The 17,221-nt window shown below is 64.8% G+C and carries 11 protein-coding genes; 6 read left to right on the top strand and 5 right to left on the bottom strand.

What is annotated here, in order from left to right:
• Nucleotides 1-3 precede the first annotated feature (3 nt).
• From RTCK_RS16610 to trxA, 6 genes are all read left to right on the top strand, one after another.
• Nucleotides 4-2,577 (top strand): sensor histidine kinase, encoded by a 2,574-nt coding sequence (locus RTCK_RS16610; RefSeq protein WP_142593602.1) that lies wholly within the window; start codon nucleotides 4-6, stop codon nucleotides 2,575-2,577.
• Nucleotides 2,574-4,085: a tRNA (adenosine(37)-N6)-threonylcarbamoyltransferase complex ATPase subunit type 1 TsaE gene (tsaE, locus tag RTCK_RS16605; RefSeq protein ID WP_142593601.1), complete on the top strand. Its 1,512-nt coding sequence runs from the start codon at nucleotides 2,574-2,576 to the stop codon at nucleotides 4,083-4,085. The genes RTCK_RS16610 and tsaE overlap by 4 nt, the downstream gene beginning before the upstream one ends.
• Nucleotides 4,086-4,107: 22 nt before the next feature.
• On the top strand, nucleotides 4,108-4,839 hold the full coding sequence (locus RTCK_RS16600; RefSeq protein ID WP_142593600.1) for a nucleotidyltransferase family protein: 732 nt from the start codon (nucleotides 4,108-4,110) through the stop codon (nucleotides 4,837-4,839).
• A gap of 2 nt (nucleotides 4,840-4,841) precedes the next feature.
• Nucleotides 4,842-8,027 (top strand): double-strand break repair protein AddB, encoded by a 3,186-nt coding sequence (addB, locus tag RTCK_RS16595; protein ID WP_142593599.1) that lies wholly within the window; start codon nucleotides 4,842-4,844, stop codon nucleotides 8,025-8,027.
• On the top strand, nucleotides 8,014-11,562 hold the full coding sequence (addA, locus tag RTCK_RS16590) for a double-strand break repair helicase AddA (RefSeq protein ID WP_456239060.1): 3,549 nt from the start codon (nucleotides 8,014-8,016) through the stop codon (nucleotides 11,560-11,562). Before addB ends, addA begins: the two co-directional genes overlap by 14 nt.
• Nucleotides 11,563-11,634: 72 nt before the next feature.
• Nucleotides 11,635-11,955, top strand: a complete 321-nt coding sequence (trxA, locus tag RTCK_RS16585; RefSeq protein WP_142522383.1) for a thioredoxin — start codon at nucleotides 11,635-11,637, stop codon at nucleotides 11,953-11,955.
• A 50-nt stretch (nucleotides 11,956-12,005) separates the two neighbouring features.
• Here the strand turns inward: trxA and RTCK_RS16580 are convergent, their stop codons facing one another.
• From RTCK_RS16580 to RTCK_RS16560, 5 genes are read right to left on the bottom strand one after another with little or no spacing between them, the layout of a single operon-like run.
• Nucleotides 12,006-13,358 (bottom strand): bifunctional folylpolyglutamate synthase/dihydrofolate synthase, encoded by a 1,353-nt coding sequence (locus RTCK_RS16580; RefSeq protein WP_235988731.1) that lies wholly within the window; start codon nucleotides 13,356-13,358, stop codon nucleotides 12,006-12,008.
• A 25-nt stretch (nucleotides 13,359-13,383) separates the two neighbouring features.
• Complete coding sequence (gene accD / locus RTCK_RS16575; RefSeq protein ID WP_142593597.1) at nucleotides 13,384-14,292, bottom strand: acetyl-CoA carboxylase, carboxyltransferase subunit beta; 909 nt, start codon at nucleotides 14,290-14,292, stop codon at nucleotides 13,384-13,386.
• A gap of 39 nt (nucleotides 14,293-14,331) precedes the next feature.
• Nucleotides 14,332-15,171 carry a tryptophan synthase subunit alpha gene (gene trpA / locus RTCK_RS16570; protein WP_142593596.1) on the bottom strand — a complete coding sequence of 280 codons (840 nt, stop codon included), beginning with the start codon at nucleotides 15,169-15,171 and terminating at the stop codon, nucleotides 14,332-14,334.
• A gap of 1 nt (nucleotide 15,172) precedes the next feature.
• Nucleotides 15,173-16,393: a tryptophan synthase subunit beta gene (gene trpB, locus RTCK_RS16565; RefSeq protein ID WP_142593595.1), complete on the bottom strand. Its 1,221-nt coding sequence runs from the start codon at nucleotides 16,391-16,393 to the stop codon at nucleotides 15,173-15,175.
• Between the two features lie 11 nt (nucleotides 16,394-16,404).
• Nucleotides 16,405-17,061, bottom strand: a complete 657-nt coding sequence (locus RTCK_RS16560; protein ID WP_142593594.1) for a phosphoribosylanthranilate isomerase — start codon at nucleotides 17,059-17,061, stop codon at nucleotides 16,405-16,407.
• Nucleotides 17,062-17,221: the final 160 nt, after the last annotated feature.

Below are 17,221 nucleotides of genomic sequence, written 5' to 3'. Positions count from 1 at the left end.
GGGATGTCGGTGAAGAAAAAGAACCTCCTCGATGAGGCAGCTTCCTGCTGCGGGGCTTCGCCCGCTGCGAGCCGCAAGGGCGCGACGAACGCGGGCGCGCGCGGCAAACCGATCCGCAGGAAGTTCCTCCCATTGCATGCCCTCTGGTCCGGCAGCGCCCTTGTGTCCATCGCCACCGGCGCCTGGGCTCAGCAGCAAACCACCGCCGCCAACCGGCTGTTCTCCTCCACGGAAGTCGTGACGTCCTCCCTCGTCGTCGGCGCCCTCGGTGCCGTTCTTCTGTCCGTACTGTGGCTGGTGCGCCAGCGGGGTAATATGGAGGCGGAGAGCCAGGAGATGCGTGCCGCGCTCTCCGATGCGCAACAGCGGATATCGAAGTATGAAGCACTGATTGCCGAGAAGAACCGCCGCATCGTGATCTGGGACGGCGCCACGGCGCGGCCGGAGGTGCTGGGCCACCTGCCGGCCGACAGCGGAGCGCCCCAGAACGAGCGGGAGTTCCTCGCCTTTGGACGCTGGATCAGGCCTTCCTCTGCGGCCGAGCTCGAAAGGGCGGTGGAACGGCTCCGTAGCGACGCCAGCAGCTTCGACATGGTGGTCGAGACGGTCCGGGACGAAATCCTCGAGGTTCAGGGCCGCGTCTCCGGCGGCAAGGCTTTCGTGCGTTTCATCGCGCTGAACAACCTGCGCGCCGAGCTCGCGGAGCTGAAAATCGAACGCGAGCGCCTGCGGGGGTCGATCACCCTGTTTCAATCTCTTCTTGACGCCATTGAGCAACCGGTGTGGCGCCGGGACGGCGACGGCAGGCTGACCTGGGTCAACCAAGCCTATAGCGAGGCGGTAGAGGCCGCTGGGCCGGACCAGGCGCTGGACGAGTCGCGCGAGTTTCTCGGAACCATCGCTCGGGAAAAGATCCGGGCCTCGGCGACCCCGACGTCGCCTTTTCACGACCGGGTCTCTACGGTGGTTCATGGCAACCGCACGATCTACGATATCGTCGATGTCGTGGCGACCGGCGGCTCGGCCGGGATGGCCATAGACGTATCGGAAGCCGAAGCGGTCCGCGAGGAGCTGAAGCGCACATTGCGCAGCCATGCTGAAACGCTCGATCACCTGGCAACGCCGGTGGCCATCTTCGACCGCGACCGCCGGCTGCAGTTCTACAACCAGGCCTTCGTCACCTTGTGGGGCCTGAATCTCGGCTTCCTGGACGCCCGGCCGGACAACAACGAACTCCTCGACCGCCTGCGCAGCAGCAACAAGCTGCCGGAGCAGCTCAACTGGCGGGCGTGGAAGGAATCGGCGCTGTCGATCTACCGGGAGCTGGATACCAAAACCGATCTCTGGCACCTCCCGAACGGCGAGACGCTGAGGGTGATTGCCACGGCCCATCCGCAGGGCGGCGCCACCTGGGTCTTCGAAAACCTCACGGAGCAGGTCAACCTGGAGACGCGCTACAATACGCTTCTGCGGGTCCAGGGCGAGACGATCGACCACCTCTCGGAAGGCGTGGCGGTGTTCGGTCCCGACGGCCGGCTGCGGCTTTCCAACCCGGCGTTTCGTGCGCTCTGGGGCGTCACGGCGGAGCAGGCGAAACCCGGCACACATATCCGCGCCATCGAAGAGGCTTGCACCCCATCGTACGACAAGCCCGACGGATGGCGCCATTTCGGCCAGATGCTGACCAATTTCGACGATGAGCGGCCGTCGCTGCAGGGGACGTTCGAGCTCTATTCCGGAATAATCCTGGACTATGCCGTCACGCCGCTTCCCAATGCCCAGACTATGTTCACCTTCGTCGACATGACGGCCAGCGCCCGCGCGGAACGGGCGCTGATGGAGAAGAACGAAGCGCTTCGCAAGGCGGACGAGATCAAGAACGATTTCGTCCAACACGTTTCCTACGAGCTGCGCTCGCCGCTCACAAACATCATCGGGTTTACGGATCTTCTGAAGACACCGGGCATCGGACCGCTCAACGAGCGTCAGGCGGAGTATATCGGACACATCTCCACGTCTTCCTCCCTGCTTCTGACGATCGTCAACGACATCCTCGATCTGGCGACGGTCGATGCCGGGATCATGCAGCTCAACTATGCCGACGTCGGCCTCGACGACCTGCTTGACGACGTGGCGATGCAGATCGCGGACCGGCTTCATGAGAACGAGGTGACGCTGGAGATCACTGCGCCTAGGGGGCTCGGAAGCATCGTCGCCGACCAGCAGCGTCTGAAGCAGATCCTCCTGAAGCTTCTGACGAACGCCGCCAATTTCGCACCCGCAGGAAGCGCCATCACACTCACCTGCCGCCGCGACGATAAGGACGTTATCTTCTCGGTCTCCGACAATGGTCCAGGCATACCGCAGGAGATGCTGGGCACTGTTTTCCACCGCTTCTCGTCCAGTCCGCGAGGCGGCAAGCGCAGCGGCGCCGGTCTCGGTCTTTCCATCGTCGAAAGCTTCGTGACCCTCCACAAGGGTGACGTCCGCATCGACAGCCGACCGGGCGGCGGTACCACCGTCACCTGCCGCATTCCGACCGCCGCGACCATGCACGCCATCGCCGCCGCCGAATGACCGACAGCCGGCCGATCGTCATCCCGCTGCCGGATGAGGCAGCGACCATACAACTGGGCGAGGATCTTGCCCTCGCGTTGCGGCCGGGTGACTGTCTTGCGCTTTCCGGCGATCTCGGTGCGGGCAAATCCACCCTTGCCCGCAGCCTGCTGCGTGCCGTTGCGGACGACGACGGGCTGGAGGTTCCCTCGCCCACGTTTACTCTGGTCCAATCCTACGGCCTGCGTATCCCGGTATCGCATTTCGATCTGTACCGCCTCGGCGATTCCTCCGAACTCGACGAACTGGGTTTTGACGAGGCGCTGGCTTCGGGCATCTGCCTTGTGGAATGGCCGGAGATGGCCCACGAACTGCTGCCCGCTTCCCGGATCACCCTGCGTCTGGAACACCGGGCGGACGGCCGCCTTGCGACGCTGACGGGACCGGAAGCTGGCACCAAGCGCATCCGGCGGTCGCTGGCCATCCGTGATAGCCTGGACCGCTGGGGGTATGGCGGCGCCAGGCGCCGTTATCTCACCGGCGACGCTTCGGTCCGGGCCTATGAAAGGGTGGCCACTCGTGAGGGCGAAGAACTCATCCTGATGGATTGGCCGCGCCAGCCGGACGGCCCACCGGTGCTGGACGGCAAGCCCTACCCCAAGGTGGCGCATCTCGCGGAGAATGCCTATCCCTTCGTGGCTATCTCGCGCTACCTGAGGGAGATAAACCTCGCCGCTCCGGAGGTCCTGCAGGTCGATTACGAACAAGGCATTGTCCTCCTCGAAAACCTCGGCATCGAAGGGGTTCTCGATGACGAGGGCCGCCCTATCGACGAGCGTTACCGCGAGGCCGTGGTCTGCCTCGGCTATCTGCACAGCCACCCGATGCGGCAGAACCTTGCCATCGACGACGATCACGTCCACCACATCCCGGACTTCGATCCGACCGCGATGAAGATGGAAGCCCGACTCCTGCTCGACTGGCACCTTCCCTGGAAGCGGGGAAGCCAGCCGGCCGACGAGGAGCGGCAATCCTATCTGCGCATATGGGACGGGCTGATCGCAGATCTGGCGGGCGCTGAGAAGAACCTTCTCCTGCGTGACTTCCATTCGCCCAACATCATCTGGCGTTCGCAGGAATCAGGTGTTCGGCGCATCGGCATCATCGACTTCCAGGACGCGATGATCGGCCCCACAGCCTATGACCTCGCTTCGCTTGTCCAGGACGCGCGGGTCGACATTCCCCCTCGCCTCGCCGACCAGATGATGCGCGACTACGTCGCCCTCCGGCGTGCCTTGGGTGCGTTCGACGAACCTGCCTTCCTGAAGGCCTTTGCCATCATGTCGGCACAGCGCAACTGCAAGCTCGCGGGTCTCTGGGTGCGGCTGATGCAGCGCGACGGCAAGCCGGCCTATATGAAGCATATGCCGCGGACGCTTTCGTACCTATCCTCGGCGCTCCGCCACGAATCGCTGAGGCCGTTGCGCGCCTGGTGCATCGCGGCGGGAATAGAACTACCCGAATCATGAGTGCTGCTTTAGAAAGCAGGACATGAAGATCACCCAGGCTATGGTGCTGGCAGCGGGTCTCGGCACCCGCCTGCGACCGATCACCGATACAATCCCCAAGCCTCTGGTGCGCGTGGCCGGAAAGCCGATGATCGACTATGCGCTGGACGCGCTCGCCGACGCCGGCGTCCGCCGCGCGGTGGTGAACGTCCACCATTTCGCGGAGCAGATGGAGGCGCATCTCGACCGTTACGCCCGGCTCCACGTGGTGATCTCGGACGAACGCGAACGGCTGATGAATTCCGGCGGCGGACTGGCCAAGGGCCTCAAGCTGCTCGATCCCGGTCTTCTCTTCGTCATGAACGCGGATCTCTTCTGGGTGGGCGAGCCGCCACACCAGCCGACCAACCTGCAGAGGCTTGCAGCATTCTTCGACCCGGCCGGAATGGACATGGCACTGCTCTGCGTGCCGTTGGAGCGGACGACCGGTCACAACGGCAAGAAGGATTTCCAGCTTGACGCCGAAGGCCGGCTCAGCCGCTACACCGATGGCTCCCTGCCGCTGGTCTATGCGGGCGCGATCGTAATGCACTCGGCTCTTTTCGACGACGCGCCGGATGATGACGCGTTCAACCTGAATATCTATTTCGACCGGGCCATCGCGCGCGGCAGGCTGTTCGGCCTGGTCATGGACGGTCATTGGCTGACGGTCGGGACGCCGGACGCTCTCGTCGAAGCGGAAGAGGTGCTGTCCCGCCTTCACGCCGAGGCCTGACGATGGACGCCCGCCGGCAGAAGCGGATCCTCACCATTCCTCCGGGGACGCCGTTCCTCAAGGCTGTCGCCGCCGCACTTTGCGATGGTCGCCTCAGTCCCGGCTTCCGCCATGATCCAAGCGATCCGCTTTCGCTCGCCAACGTCACCATCTTCGTACCAACCCGGCGCTCGGCACGCGTGTTGCGATCGGAATTCGTGGATCTGCTGGGCGGACGTTCCGCCATCCTGCCGGTCATCCGTCCGCTTGGCGAAACGGACGATGACAGCGGCTATTTCGATCTTGCAGCCCCTGAAGAAATGGACCTCGCGATACCGATCGGTGGCGTGGCCAGGCTGCTGGAACTAGGCCGCCTGATCCTCGCCTGGCGCAACCGGCTGCCGCAGGTGGTGATCGACATCCACTCCGATTCGCCTCTTATTGCACCGGCCAGCCCTGCCGATGCCATCTGGCTCGCCCGCTCCCTCGCCGAACTCATCGATTCCGTCGAGACCGAGGAGCGCGACTGGGGAGACCTGAAGAACCTGCAGACCGCGGAGCATGCGCTGTGGTGGCAACTCACGGCCGAGTTCCTGCAGATCGCCAGCGCCTTCTGGCCGGCACGGCTCGAGGAATTGCGGCGCTCGTCGCCGGCCCGCCATCAGGCGGCGCTCCTCCGTGGCGAAGCGCGGCGTATCTTGGAGCGCGAACACAAAGGACCCGTCATCGTTGCCGGGTCGACCGGCTCCGTGCCGGCCGCCGCAGACCTGATCGCGGCGATCTCCGCCCTGCCTGAAGGAGCCGTCGTGTTGCCCGGCCTCGACCTCGACATGCCGGACGGCCATTGGGCAATGGTGAGCGGCGAGGCATCCGACGGACGGATCGACCCATCGAGCCGCAGCCATCCCCAGTTCGGCCTGTCACGCCTGCTGCACAAGCTGGGCGTTCCGCGCGACGAGGTGGAGGTCCTGGATCCTCCAGCCCCCGACATCATCCTGCGGAACCGGACCCTGTCGCAGGCGCTCACGCCCTCGGCGGCGACCGACCAGTGGGGCCGCTGGCGCGAGGAAGCCGACAAGGAGGCCGTGCGTACCGCATTCGGAGATGCCGCGCTTATCGAAGCCGCGAACGAACGCGAGGAAGCCGTGGCGATCGCGATCGCCCTTCGCCTCGCGCTGGAGACGCCGGGGCGTGACGGCGGCGAATCGCAGGCGGCGCTGATCACTCCGGACCGGGGACTTGCCCGCCGCGTGACGGCAGAACTTTCCCGCTTCGGAATCACGGCGGACGATACGGCCGGCACGCCGCTTTCCGCGACCACCCAGGGGACGCTGATCCAGCTTCTCCTGGAAGCCACGTTGCGGCCCGGTGATCCCGTCGCCATCATCTCTCTCCTGAAACATCCGCTGATGCGCCTGGGAATGGAACGGGAGACCCTCCGCCCGGCGGCGGAAGCGCTCGAACTCCTAGCATTGCGGGGCGGCCGCGGCGACATGGACATCTCGGCCCTCGCACCGCTTCTGGAGAAGCAGCGGGAGGCCGAACGTGACGACCGACATCCGCCGGAATGGCGCCTGTCACTTCCAGAAGCTGCCTTCGCGCAGGCATTCGACCTGGCGCAGCGTCTGGGCGAGGCTGTCGAACCGTTGGCGGGCGCACTGCTCGCCCGCCGGCCGGACGGACGGGGATTGACGGCGAAACTGACGCTGTCCGAGTGGGCAACCCGCACCGGACATGCGCTGGAAGCCATCTGCGCCGACGAGAGAGGCGACCTCTCCTCCCTCTGGTCCGGCGAAGCGGGAGAGCGGCTCTCCTCCCTCCTCGGCGAGGTTATCGGGGCCGATGGGCAGATGGAGGCGGACGGGCCGCAGTGGATCGATATCGTGCAGGCGCTCGCCACGGGTGAGGCGGTCAAGCCGCGTTCGCTGAGCCATCCGCGCGTGTTCATCTTCGGGACGCTCGAAGCCCGACTGCAGACCGTAGATACGATGATCCTCGGCGGCTTGAACGAGGGGTCATGGCCTGGGCAGACGGTCAATAACCCGTTCCTTTCGCGAACGATGAAGACGGACATGGGACTGGAGCCGCCGGAACGCCGCATCGGGCAGCTTGCGCACGACTTCATCATGGCCAGCGGCACGCGGCGCCTGATCTATTCGCGCTCCCTGCGACAGGGCTCCACCCCGACAGTCGCATCACGCTGGCTGCAGCGTCTTCTGGCTCTCGGGGGCGAGGATCTTGCACAGCAACTCCGGGCGCGGGGCGACCTATATCGGCGGTGGGCAAGCGAGGTCGATGCCGGTGAAAACCAGGCGCCGGCGAAACGCCCCGCTCCGAAACCTCCCGCCGATCTGCAGCCGACGAGATATTCCTTCAGCGAGGTCGGGCGGCTGCGTCGCGATCCCTATTCCATCTATGCACGGCGGATCCTGAGGCTCGATCCGATTGCGCCCTTCAACGCCGACCCCGGCGCCGCCGAACGCGGTACGCTCTACCACGCGATCATCGACCGCTATACCCGCGAGGGCCATATTCCCGGCACGCCGGCATCGCGGGAAGCGATGCAGCGGATCGTCGATGAACTGTTCGATGCGGAGCACCTGCCGCCGCATATCGACCAGGTCTGGCGGCCCCGCTTCGTCGAGGTCGGCCGGACCTTCATCGATTGGGAGGCGCGTCGTGCGCCCGACATCAGGAAAACCGTCACCGAATGCAGCGCCGGCTGGGATATACCTGGGGCCGGAATCCGGCTGACAGGGATCGCGGACCGGATCGACGTCAAGGGATCGGGTCTAGCGACGATCATCGACTACAAGACGGGATCGAGCCCCACCTGCTCCCAGGCGCGATCGCTTCTCGACCCGCAACTGGCGCTGGAAGCGGCGGCCTTGAGGGCGGGCGCCTTCCGGTCCGTCGGCAGCCTAGAGCCGGACGAGCTTCTCTATGTCCGGCTGAAGCCCGGCAACCGGTTCAAGCCCGAATGCGTGAACAACGAAGCGGCGAAGAACGGCAAGTCGGCGATCGACCTTGCCGAGGAATCCATGGAACAGCTGACGAAGTTCGTGATGCACCTGCGCAGCGGCCAGGCCGGCTTCACCTCGCGCCTCGTGCCCTTCATGCAGAGCGACTACGGAGGCGACTACGACCACCTTGCCCGTGTCGCCGAATGGGCCACGGCCGATGCCGAGGAAGGCGATGCCGATGAATGAGGCGCTGTTGGAGGACGGTCATCCCCGCGACTGGCTGGACTGGACGACGGTGCAGCAATCGCTGGCCTCCGATCCCGGCAGCTCTGCCTGGGTCTCGGCCAATGCCGGCTCCGGCAAGACCCATGTGCTGACGCAGCGCGTGGTCCGGCTGCTGCTTTCGGGATGCCGTCCGTCTTCCATCCTTTGCCTCACCTACACCAAGGCCGCGGCATCCGAGATGTCGAACCGGGTCTTTCAGCGCCTGGCGGAATGGGCCGTCCTCGATGACGAGGAACTCAGGCAGCGGATTGCCGCGATCGAAGGTGCGGAGCCGGATTCGCTGAAGCTTGCGCAGGCGCGGCGCCTGTTCGCCAGAGCGTTGGAAACGCCCGGCGGGCTGAAGATCCAGACGATCCACGCCTTCTGCGAGGCCCTGCTACACCAATTTCCGCTGGAGGCGAATGTCGCGGGGCACTTTTCGGTGCTCGACGATCGCTCCGCGTCCGCCCTGCTTGCCGAGGCACGCCGCTCGCTGTTGACCGCAACCTCTGCGGAAGACGATCCGGCGCTGGCCGAGGCATTTGCCCATGTGCTGGACCTTGGCGACGAATTCGGGCTGGAGAACCTGCTCGGCGACATCATCGCCCGGCGCACCGCCCTTCGCCGTTTCGTTGCCTACGCGGCCGGTCATGGAGGCGCCGATCGCGTTCTGCGGGCTGCCTGGGGTCTGCCGGAGGACGCCACGGAAGAGAGCATCGCCGCCGAATACTGGCCGCTGCCCGGCCTCTCGGGCGGAGCTCTGGCCGTTTACCTGCAACTCGCGGACGAGAAGGGAAATGATACGGTCCATTCGATCGCCTACGGGTTAAGAGCAGCAGCGAACGCACCCGACCTCTTTGGCCGAGCACAGCAACTCGATAGTCTTTTCCTGACCGCGAAGGGCACGGTCAAGGCGGATCGCAGTCTCATCTCCAGCGCAATGGCAAAAACAGCTCCGGAGCTGCTGCAGTCCGTAGACCTAGCCCGCAACCACGTCCTCGCCTGCCGCGACCGGCTGCGCATCATGCGCATGGTCAAGGCAACAATGGCCGCGCTGACACTGGCCGACCGGCTGAACGGCGACTACGAGGACCTCAAGAAGCAGCGCAGCCTCCTCGATTTTGAAGACCTGATCGCCAAGACCGCCGATCTTCTCACCCGCGACGGCGTCGGCGCCTGGGTGCATTACAAGCTCGACCAGGGCATCGACCATATCCTCGTCGACGAGGCGCAGGACACGAGTCCGGTGCAGTGGTCTGTCATAAAGTCGCTGGCGGAAGACTTCTATTCCGGTCGCAGCGCCCGGGAGGTGCGGCGGACGATCTTCGCCGTCGGCGACGAGAAGCAGTCGATCTATTCCTTCCAAGGCGCCGAGCCGGAACGCTTTGCGGCGGAGCGAACACGAACCAAGGAGGATGTCGAGGCAAGCGGCCAGAACTTCCATCCGGTGCGCCTGCCGCTGTCCTTCCGTTCCACCGCGGATGTGCTAGCTGCCGTCGACCAGGTCTTCGCGCTGCCGGAGAACGCCCGCGGCCTGACCTCCGACCACGAGCCGATCGTCCATCGTTCGAACCGGATCGGTCATCCGGGCGCGGTCGATCTTTGGGACGTGGTGGTGCCGGACGTGGCCGATGCCGGCGACGACTGGACGGCTCCGTTCGACGCGACGCCGGACAAGGCGCCGTCAGCCGTCCTGGCAGCTCGCATCGCCCACTCGATCGGCGAGATGATCGGACGCGAGACGATCATCGAAAAAGGCGTCGAGCGGCCGATCGAACCAGGGGACGTGCTCGTCCTGGTTCGCAAGCGCGATGCCTTCGTCAATGCCCTGACCCGGGCGCTGAAGCGGCGCGGCAATATTTCCGTGGCGGGTGCCGACCGGCTTCGACTGACAAGCCACATCGCCGTGCAGGACCTGCTGGCACTGGGCCGATTCCTGGTGCTGCCTCAGGACGACCTTTCGCTTGCCGCCCTGCTCAAGAGCCCGCTTTTCGATCTCTCCGAAGAAGAGGTCTTCGAGGTGGCGGCGCTTCGGCCGGAGCGAACAGGCGTATGGGAGCACCTGCGCGGGCTGGCCGACGAGCAACCGCTGCGGTTTGCAACGGCCAAGGAGAAGCTGGAACAACTCCTGTCGCTGTCACGGCAGATGAGCCCGCACGATCTCTATGCCCGCGTGCTCGGCCAACTCGGCGGCCGGCGCAAGTTTCTCGGGCGCCTCGGCTCGGAAGCGGGCGACATTCTCGACGAATTCCTGACCTTCGCGCTCGACCACGAAGGCAAGGGGCTGCCCGGCCTTCAGTCGTTTGTATCGACGCTCGAGATGGAATCGCCGGAGATCAAGCGCGAGCAGGACAGCGGCCGCAATGAGGTGCGGATCATGACGGTGCACGCCTCCAAGGGGCTGGAGGCGCCGATCGTCTTCCTCGTCGACAGCGGGTCGAAGGCATTCATCCCGTCGCATGTGCCGAAACTGCGCCTTCTGCCGCGGGACGGGATCGAGGTGCCGGTCTGGGTGCCGTCGAAGTCCCTTCGCAATTCCGTGACGACCGCTGACGATGACCGGCTGAAGCAGGCCACGGAGGAGGAGTACCGGCGGCTCCTCTATGTCGGCATGACACGCGCGGCCGACAGGCTGATCGTCTGCGGCTACCGCGGCAAGAATGCCAATCCCGACACCTGGAACAGCATGATCGCGAACGCGCTTTGCGCTCATCCCGACCATTGCAGCGCCGCCCGCTTTTCCGGCCCGGACGGGGAATGGGGCGGCTTCCGCTGGCGGCTTCCCGATGCCGTCCGCACGGCAAAATCCGAAGGTAAGGCAGAGGAGCAGCCAGGCGCGGCCCTTCCGCTTCCGCCCGCCCTCGGCAGACCGCTGCCGCCACCCCTGTCCCTTCCCCGGCCGCTCAGCCCGTCGGGCGCCGGCACGATGATCGAAGACGAGGCAGACGACCAGGTGGTCGGCTCCTCCCTGTTTGCAGAAAAAGGCGCCGGCAGTCTTTCTCTGCAGAAGGGGCGGCTGGTGCACCGAATGCTGCAGGTGCTGCCGGATTTCCCGCCCGAGGAGAGATCCGAGGCGGCGCGGCGATATGCGGAACGGGCGGCCCGGTTCTGGCCGGCGGAGGCGCGGGAAACGCTTGCCGAATGCGTCCTGTCCGTGCTCGCCTGTCCGGATCTGCAGCCGGTCTTTGCCGGTCACAGCCGCGCCGAGGTTTCGATCATGGGCACGCTGGTGCTGGGCGGCACGGAATATGCGATCTCGGGCCGCATCGACCGTATGGCGGTCGGCGAGGATGAGGTGACCATTCTCGACTACAAGACCAACCGCCAGCCGCCGGAGCGGGAGGAGGATGCTCCCCTCGCCCATCGCGCCCAGCTCGCGCTCTACCGGGAAATCCTCTCGCCGCTCTACCCGCAGCACCGGTTCCGCTGCCTCCTGGCCTACACGGAAACCGGCCAGGTGATCCCGCTCTCGCAGGAGATCCTCGACCGGTCGCTTGCCGAGCTTCGTCCAAAGTGAGATAGCGGTATTGAAAAGAGACCGTCACGGCCTCACATTGTGCACAACGGAATTTCTTGCAAGGAGAGCCCCATGGCTACCGTGAAAGTCGACAACAGCAACTTCCAGGCCGAAGTTCTGGACTCCACCCAACCCGTCGTCGTTGATTTCTGGGCGGAATGGTGCGGCCCCTGCAAGATGATTGGCCCGAGCCTCGAGGAAATCTCCAACGAGCTTGCCGGCAAGGTGAAGGTTGCCAAGCTCAACATCGACGAAAACCCGGAACTGGCCGCCAAATTCGGTGTCCGCTCCATCCCGACGCTCGCGATGTTCAAGGGCGGCGAAGTGGCCGACATTAAGGTCGGCGCGGCACCGAAGACGGCGCTTTCGGCCTGGATTTCCGGCGCCGCCTGAGCCGCTTGCCAAAAAAAGCTTCCAAAGCCCGGCCATCGCGCCGGGCTTTTTCATTTCGGCGGTGTGCCATTGTCAGCAAGCACGTTGCCGACGAGATAGAGGGAGCCGCCGATCAGGATGCGCGGCGGGACCGCATCCGGCAGCTGACGGCGTGCGATTTCCGCCAACGCCTCTGCAACCGACTCCGCAGGCTCCGCCACCAGGCCGGCATCGAACGCCGATTCAGCAAGCGCCACTGGATCGAGCCCGGCATCGGAGCCGCGAATCGGCACCGTGAACACGTGCTCGGCGATATCGGCGAAGGCGCGGAAGTAACCGACTGGATCCTTGGTGTTGATCATGCCGGTGACCAGATAGAGCGGGCGTGCCCGGCGCTCTTCGAAGCCGGCCATGGCCTCGGCGATCACCTCGCCGGCACCGGGATTGTGGCCGCCATCGACCCAGATTTCGGCATCCTGGGGTGCAAATTCCAGGAGTTTCCCCTCAGAAAGCCTCTGCAAACGCCCCGGCCACTCCACTGTCGACATCGCCTTCTCGATCATGGCGTCGGTCATGGTAAAGCCCGCGGCCTTGACGGCCCGGATGGCGGCAGCGGCATTGGCGATCTGGTGGCGGCCGGGCAGCCGTGGCATGGGCAGGTCAGCCAGCCCGAACTCGTCCTGGTAGATCAGCCGTCCGAATTCCTCATGGGCCGAAAAATCCTGTCCATAGACAGCCGCCGGACAGGAAAGTCGCTCCGCGGTTTCCACAAGCACATCAAGCGCCGGTTCGTATTCCTGTTTGCCGATCACGACGGGACAGCCACGCTTCACGATGCCTGCCTTCTCCGCAGCAATCAGTTCCACGCGATCACCGAGATAGGGCTGGTGGTCGAGCGAGATCGGCATGATGACGGAAACGGCCGGCTTCTCCACGACATTGGTGGCATCGAAACGGCCGCCGAGGCCGACCTCCAGGATGACCACATCGGCAGGCTGTTCCGAAAACAGCACGAAGGTGACTGCCGTCAGGATTTCGAACACGGTGATGGTCTGCCCTGCATTGGCAGCCGCCACCCGTCGCAGCGCGTCCGCGAACATCGCGTCATCGACGATCTGCGAGCGTCCGCCCCGGGAGCCGATACGGTAGCGTTCGTGCCAGTTCACCAGATGCGGCGAAGTGTGGACGTGGACCGCAAGGCCCGCGGCCTCCAGAAGCGCACGGCAGAAGGCCGTGGCCGAGCCTTTGCCGTTGGTGCCGGCGATGTGGATGACAGGCGGCAGCGTGCGGTGCGGGTTGCCCAGCACCTCCAGCAGCCGCTTGATCCTGTCCAGCGACAGGTCGAAGCCCTTCGGATGAAGGGCCATCAGCTTGTCGATCTCCTGCTCGGCCGCGCTGACGGCGGGAATATTCATTGCACTCATCCCGCCGATCCAGCGTCTCTATGACTCAGGCGCTCGCTGCCACGGCGGCAAGCGCTGGGACTTCAGCAGAATCATCGTTGGCTGCGGGCGTCTTCATCAGGATCTTGAGAAGCGTGGCAAGCGTATCGGGCAGATCATGGCGCTTGACGACCATGTCGACCATGCCGTGTTCCAGCAGATACTCCGCCGTCTGGAAACCCTCAGGCAGCTTTTCGCGCAGGGTCTGTTCGATGACGCGCTTGCCGGCGAAGCCGATTTCGGCACCGGGCTCCGCGATGTGGACGTCGCCGAGCATCGCATAGGAGGCCGTGACGCCGCCGGTCGTCGGGTTGGTGAGGACGACGATGTAGGGAAGACCTGCTTCCTTCAGCATGTTGACGGCAACCGTCGTGCGCGGCAGTTGCATCAGCGACAGGATGCCTTCCTGCATGCGGGCGCCACCCGAGGCCGGAAAGATCACCAGCGGGCATTTTTCCGCGACGGCCCGCTCGCAAGCCTTCACGATCGCTTCGCCGGCAGCCATGCCGAGCGAGCCTCCGATGAAGTTGAACTCGTGGACGACAGCGACCAGCTTGACGCCACGCACCCGGCCTAGGCCCGCAAGGATGGTGTCCTCCTGATCCGTCTTCAGGCGGCTGTCCTTCAGGCGGTCGACATATTTCTTGGAATCGCGGAACTTCAGCGGGTCCTGCGCCACCTTCGGCTGCGGCAGGGACTCGAACACGCCGCCGTCGAAGAGGTCCGTCAGGCGCGCCCTGGCCGGCATCTTCATGTGATAGCCAGAGGTCGGGATGACCCACTTGTTCTCTTCGAGATCCTTATGAAAGACCATCTCGCCCGTTTCCGGGCACTTGATCCAGAGGTTTTCCGGAACCTCCCGACGGCCGAGCATGGAATTGATCCGCGGCCGGACGTAATTGGTAATCCAGTTCACGTGGCTTACTCCTGATAAACTGCGCCCTATGTGGGAAACTTATTCGGCGGCGACAAGGCGCGCGGACCGGACGCCGGTCGCGAGGCCGCGGACGAAGGTGATGACCGATTCCACCGTATCGGCGGTCGCTCGGCCATCCCCGTCGAGCGAGGTGGCGACTTGGTTGACGATCGCGGTACCAACCACGACGCCATCGGCGGACGCACCGATCAGCCGGGCGTGCTCGGCCGTCTTGACGCCGAAGCCGACGCAGACGGGAAGATCCGTCGATTTCTTGATGCGGCCGACGGCATCGGCGATCTTCGACGGGTCCGGCAGGGCCGACCCGGTGATGCCGGTCATCGAGACGTAATAGACGAAGCCGGAGGTGTTGGTCAAAACCTTGGGCAGGCGCTTCTCGTCGGTCGTCGGGGTGGTCAGGCGGATGAAGTTGATGTCCTTGCGGCGCGCCGGGATGCAGAGCTCATCATCCATCTCGGCCGGCAGGTCCACCACGATCAGACCGTCAATGCCGGCCTCCAGCGCGTCGTCGAGGAAGCGGTCGACGCCGTAGATGTAGATCGGGTTGTAGTACCCCATGATGACGATCGGCGTGGTGTCGTCCGTCTCGCGGAAGTCGCGCGCCATCTGCAGCGTCTTCTTCAGAGAGTGTCCATTCATGAGCGCCCGCTGGCCGGCCATCTGGATCGCCGGCCCGTCGGCCATCGGATCGGAAAAGGGCGCACCCAGTTCGATGACGTCGGCGCCTGCGGCCGGCAGGGCCTTCATGATCGCGAGCGAGGTATCGTAGTCAGGATCGCCGCCCATGAAATAGGTGACGAGCGCGGGGCGCCCCTCGGCCTTCAGGTCGGCGAATTTCTTGTCCATGCGTGCGGTCATGTCAGAGGCCCATTCCGAGAATCTTGCCGACGGTGAAGATGTCCTTGTCGCCACGGCCGGAGAGGTTCATCACGATGATCTGGTCCCTGCGCATCTTCGGCGCCCGCTTGATCACCTCCGCGATGGCATGGCTCGGCTCCAGCGCCGGGATGATGCCTTCGACGCGGGTAAGCAGCTGGAATGCTTCCAGCGCCTCGTTGTCCATGATCGGCACGTACTCCACGCGTCCGACATCGTTCAACCAGCTGTGCTCGGGACCGATGCCGGGATAGTCGAGGCCGGCGGAAATGGAGTGGCCTTCGAGGATTTGCCCGTCGCCGTCCTGCAGCAGATAGGTGCGGTTGCCGTGCAGGACGCCGGGAGAGCCCGCGGTGATGGAGGCGCAGTGCTCATTGCCGTCCAGGCCACGACCGCCCGCCTCCACGCCGACGAGCTGCACCGCCGGATCGTCGAGGAAGGGATGGAAGATACCGATGGCGTTGGAGCCGCCGCCAACAGCCGCGACAACGAGGTCCGGCAGGCGCCCTTCGGCCTCCAGGATCTGCTGGCGCGCCTCCTGCCCGATCACGGCCTGGAAGTCACGGACCATCTCCGGGTAAGGATGCGGGCCGGCCGCCGTGCCGATCAGGTAATAGGTGTCCTCGACATTAGTAACCCAATCGCGCAACGCCTCGTTCATGGCGTCCTTCAGTGTCCCGTTGCCGGCGGTGACGGCTTTCACCTCGGCACCGAGCAGCTTCATGCGGAAGACGTTCGGCGCCTGGCGCTCCACATCGGTGGCGCCCATGTAGACGACGCAGGGCAGGCCGAACCGGGCGGCCACGGTTGCCGAGGCGACGCCATGCTGGCCGGCGCCGGTTTCGGCGATGATGCGGGTCTTGCCCATGCGCTTGGCAAGCAGGATCTGGCCGATGCAGTTGTTGATCTTGTGGGAGCCGGTGTGGTTCAGCTCCTCGCGCTTGAAGTAGATCTTAGCCCCGCCAAGATGCTCGGTCAGCCGCTCGGCGAAATAGAGAGGACTCGGCCGGCCGATGTAGTGGGCTCCAAGATGCGCAAGTTCCTTCTGGAATTCCGGGTCGGTCTTCGCCTTTTCCCATTCCGCCTGCAGGTCGAGGATGAGCGGCATCAGCGTTTCGGCGACGAAGCGACCGCCGAAGATGCCGAAGCGGCCATCCTCGTCGGGTCCGGCGCGGAAGGAATTGGGTTTCGGCGTCTGGTTCACTCTCTACTCCCTCAGGCTCCGACGGAGCGGGCCTCTGCGATGGCGTCAAAGAAGGCGTCGATCATGGCGGTGTCCTTGATGCCCGGCGCGCTTTCCACGCCCGATGACACATCTATCCCACGGGCACGGGTGGAGGCGAGCGCAAGACCGACATTGTCTTTGTTCAGGCCTCCGGAAAGCATGTATTCGAGGCCGGCGTCAAGCGAAGCCATGATGTTCCAGTCGAAGGCGACGCCGTTGCCTCCGGGCAGTTCCGAACCGGCCGGGGCCTTGGCGTCGAACAGGAAACGATCGGCGACGCCGAGATAGGGGTCGACGCGGTCCAGATCGGCTGCCTCCCGGACGGAGAATGCCTTCATCACCGGCAGGCCGTAGAGCGCCTTGACCTGCAGGATCCGCTCCGGCCTTTCATGGCCGTGCATCTGGAGGATGTCGGGTTTCAGCAGGTGGACGATATCGTCCAGTTCCTCGTCGCCGGCATCGACAGTGACCGCGACGATCTTCACCCGGCCCCGCGCGGGCTCGGCCAGTTCGGCGGCGACTTCCGGATCGACATGGCGTGGGCTCTTCGGAAAGAAGATGAATCCGATATGGGTCGCGCCGCGGGTAACCGCCCGCTCGACCGCCTCCGTCGTCTTCAACCCGCAAATCTTGATGTCCGGCTTCATGCCCTGCGAGTTCGCATGAAATCATGGCGGAGTCGAGATAAAAGCGCTCGGCGGGTCCGCCGGAGGCAGCGGACGCGGGACAGACTCCGCCCCTTGGCGTTCCGCGGACCTCCCTACGTTCGCCCGAGGAGGACGATCGCTTTGTTCTTCTTCATTCTTC

It is taken from the genome of Pseudorhizobium endolithicum (genome assembly GCF_902153245.2).
Lineage (GTDB): Bacteria > Pseudomonadota > Alphaproteobacteria > Rhizobiales > Rhizobiaceae > Neorhizobium > Neorhizobium endolithicum.
The sequence above is the reverse complement of the archived record's forward strand: the minus strand, read 5'-3'. Positions and strand labels throughout refer to the sequence as shown.